Origin of the sequence: Kitasatospora sp. NPDC059571 (assembly GCF_042735675.1) — a bacterium.
Taxonomy (GTDB): domain Bacteria; phylum Actinomycetota; class Actinomycetes; order Streptomycetales; family Streptomycetaceae; genus Kitasatospora.
The window spans coordinates 1-3,388 of the sequence record NZ_JBHWBW010000332.1; the positions used below are offsets into that span (position 1 = coordinate 1).

The 3,388-nt window shown below is 69.7% G+C and carries 3 protein-coding genes; all 3 read right to left on the reverse strand.

Annotated features, from left to right (window positions below):
- Nucleotides 1-6: 6 nt before the first annotated feature.
- The 3 genes from ACFV0G_RS28280 to ACFV0G_RS28290 all read right to left on the reverse strand — a co-directional run bounded on the left by ACFV0G_RS28280 (nucleotide 7) and on the right by ACFV0G_RS28290 (nucleotide 3,225).
- Nucleotides 7-1,080, reverse strand: coding sequence for an ABC transporter ATP-binding protein (locus ACFV0G_RS28280; protein ID WP_380553948.1), 1,074 nt, complete (start codon nucleotides 1,078-1,080; stop codon nucleotides 7-9).
- Between the two features lie 20 nt (nucleotides 1,081-1,100).
- Nucleotides 1,101-2,174, reverse strand: a complete 1,074-nt coding sequence (locus tag ACFV0G_RS28285; RefSeq protein WP_380553951.1) for an ABC transporter ATP-binding protein — start codon at nucleotides 2,172-2,174, stop codon at nucleotides 1,101-1,103.
- 67 nt (nucleotides 2,175-2,241) lie between these two features.
- On the reverse strand, nucleotides 2,242-3,225 hold the full coding sequence (locus ACFV0G_RS28290; RefSeq protein WP_380553954.1) for an ABC transporter permease: 984 nt from the start codon (nucleotides 3,223-3,225) through the stop codon (nucleotides 2,242-2,244).
- Between the last annotated feature and the right edge of the window lie 163 nt (nucleotides 3,226-3,388).

Genomic DNA, 3,388 nt, shown 5'->3' on the forward strand with positions numbered 1-3,388 from the left:
ACAGGGTCACTGGTCCGCGGACACCCGCGGCGCGGGGACGGCGGCGGTGCTGCCGTCCTCCGGGAAGTGGCAGGCGGTCAGGTGGCCCTCGCGGTTGCCGGAGAGCTGCACCAGCGGCGGCTCCTCGGTCGCGCACTTCTCCTGGGCCTTCCAGCACCGGGTGCGGAAGCGGCAGCCCGACGGCGGGTTGATCGGCGACGGGACGTCACCGGTCAGCCGGATCCGCTCGCGGTTGTCGTCCGGGTCCGCCTCGGGGACGGCGGAGAGCAGCGCGTGGGTGTACGGGTGGCGCGGGCTCTCGTACAGCGAGGCGCGGTCGGCGATCTCGACGATCTTGCCGAGGTACATCACCGCGACGCGCTGCGAGAAGTGCCGGACCACCGCGAGGTCGTGCGCGATGAACAGGAACGCGATGCCGAGGTCCTTCTGCAGCTGCTGCAGCAGGTTGACGACCTGCGCCTGGATGGAGACGTCCAGGGCGGAGACCGGCTCGTCGGCGACGATCAGCTTCGGGTTGAGCGACAGCGCGCGGGCCACGCCGATGCGCTGGCGCTGGCCGCCGGAGAACTCGTGCGGGAACCGGTTGTAGTGCTCCGGGTTGAGGCCGACGGTCTCCAGCAGCTCCTGCACCCGCTTCTGCACGCCGCCGGGCGGGTTGATCCCGTTGATCTCCATCGGCGCGCCGATGATCGAGCCGACGGTGTGCCGCGGGTTCAGCGAGGAGTACGGGTCCTGGAAGATCATCTGGATCTCGGACCGGATCGGCGCGAGGTCCTTGCGCGAGGCGTGGGTGATGTCCTGGCCCGCGTAGCTGATCGAGCCGCCGGTGGGCTCCAGCAGGCGGGTGACCAGCCGGCCGGTGGTCGACTTGCCGCAGCCGGACTCGCCGACCAGGCCGACCGACTCACCGGCGTGCACGGTCAGGTCGATGCCGTCCACCGCATGCACGGCGCCGACCTTGCGCTTGAACAGGAAGCCGTCCATCACCGGGAAGTGCTTCTGCAGCCCGGTGACGGTCAGCAGCGGGTCGCCGGTGGCCGGGGCGGCGGGGACCTTGTCGAGGGTCAGCTCGTTGCTCATGGTGTGTCTGCCCGTCCGTCTCAGCCGAGCCGCGGCTGGATCTGATCGATGAAGATGTCCTGCTTCTGAGCGGCGGTCAGGTGGCAGGCGGTGGCGTGCCCGGCCTCCGGGAGGAGGGCGGGGCGCTCGGCGGTGCAGCGGTCCCCGATGACCTTCTCGCGGTGGTCGCAGCGCGGGTTGAACGGGCAGCCGCTCGGCAGGTTGATCAGGCTCGGCGGGGTGCCGCGCACCGGCCGCAGCGGGACGTCGACCGGGCCCGTCAGGTTGGGCATCGAGGAGAGCAGGCCCCAGGTGTAGGCGTGCTGCGGGGTCTTGAGGACCTCGCGGACGGTGCCGCGCTCCACGGCCCGGCCCGCGTACATCACCATGATCTTCTGGGCGGTGTTGGCCACCACGCCCAGGTCGTGGGTGATCAGGATGATCGCGGTGCCCATCTCCTGCTGCAGGTCCTTGAGCAGGTCGAGGATCTGCGCCTGGACGGTGACGTCCAGGGCGGTGGTCGGCTCGTCCGCGATGACCAGCTTGGGGTTGCAGACCAGCGACATCGCGATCATCGCGCGCTGGCGCATACCGCCGGAGAACTGGTGCGGGTAGTCGTCCACACGGGTGGTGGGCTGCGGGATGCCGACCTTGGTCAGCATCTCGATCGCCCGGTCCCGGGCCTCCTTCTTGGAGGCGCCGGTGTGCTTGCGGAAGGTCTCGCCGATCTGCCGGCCGACCGTGTGGAACGGCGACAGCGCGGTCAGCGGGTCCTGGAAGATCATCGACATGGTCTTGCCGCGGAGCTTCTCCAGCTCGCGGGTCGACGCGCCGACCAGCTCCTGGCCGGCCAGCTTGATCGAGCCCTCGATCCGGGTCTTCTCCGGGTTGTGCAGGCCCAGGATGGCCAGGTTGGTCACCGACTTGCCGGAGCCGGACTCGCCGACGATGCCGAGCGTGGTGCCCGGCTCGACGTCGAACGAGAGGTTGTCCACGGCCCGGACCACGCCGTCCTCGGTGCTGAAGCGGACCGAGAGGTCGCGGACGGAGAGGAAGGGCGTGCTGCTGCCGCCGCTGCCGGCGGCCGCCTCCTCGGGCTTGGCCTGGGTGGTCATGGACTGGGCTCCTCGGTGCGGTACGTGAGGTCGGGACTGCTGGGTTCGGCCTGGGGTGCGGCCGGTGTCAGGCCAGGCGGATGCGCGGGTCGATCAGGGCGTACACCGCGTCGACGACGATGTTGAAGATCACGATGAAGGTCGCCGCCACCATGGTCACGCCGACCAGCATCGACAGGTCGGAGTCGATGAAGGACCGGATGGCCAGCTCGCCCAGGCCGTGCAGGCCGAAGGTGGACTCGGTGATGATCGCGCCGCCGAGCAGGACGCCCAGGTCGATGCCGAAGACGGTGACGATGGTGCCCATCGCGCCGCGCCAGGCGTAGCGCATGAAGACCGCGGTGCCCGACATGCCCTTGGCGCGGGCGGTCCGCACGTAGTCCTCGCTCAGCTGCTCGACCATCGAGGAGCGGGTCATACGGGTGTAGTTGGCGGTCCAGATCAGGGACAGCACGATCCACGGGACCAGCAGGCCGGTGAACCAGCCGATCGGGTCCTGGGTGATCGGCACGTAGGTCGGCAGGTCCATCAGGTCGGTGCCGTAGACGAGCGCCCAGAGCGCGAGCGGGCCGGCCACGTAGATCTGCATCGAGGTGGCGATCAGAGAGGAGGCGCTGGCGATCTTGTCCGCCGCCTTGCCCTGCTTGTGCGCGGCCAGCATGCCGGTGCCGATGCCGAAGATCAGGAAGACCACCGCGGAGCCGACGGTCAGCGACAGGGTGGTCGGGAAGCGGTCCAGCAGCGTGTTGAGGACCATGTCCTTCTTCACGAACGACCAGCCGAAGCACGGCGCGTCGCAGTGCGCGGTGACGCCGGGGTAGCTGTGGCCGACGAAGATGCCCGACAGCCAGTTCCAGTACTGCATCGGGACCGACTGGTCGAGCCCCATGCTGTGCCGGATCATGGTGAGGTTCTCGGCCGAGCACACCTTGCCGCAGTACAGCCGCGCCGGGTCCGCCGGGATGGCGAAGAAGAGCGCGAAGGTGACCATGCTGATGATCAGCAGGATGACGACGGCGCCGAGGGAACGGCGGACTAGGAATCGGAGCATGGGGTCGGGCTCTCCTGATCGGGGCGCCGGCTGCGGGTGCGGTGGCTTGCAGGGGCGGGGTAGGGCTAGGGGGGCCTGCCCGGTGGGGGGGCGGCCCCCGCCTCCCCGGGCCCCCCCCCGCGCCCCCCGACGGTGGAGGGAGAGAAAGAGATAGAAGATAAGA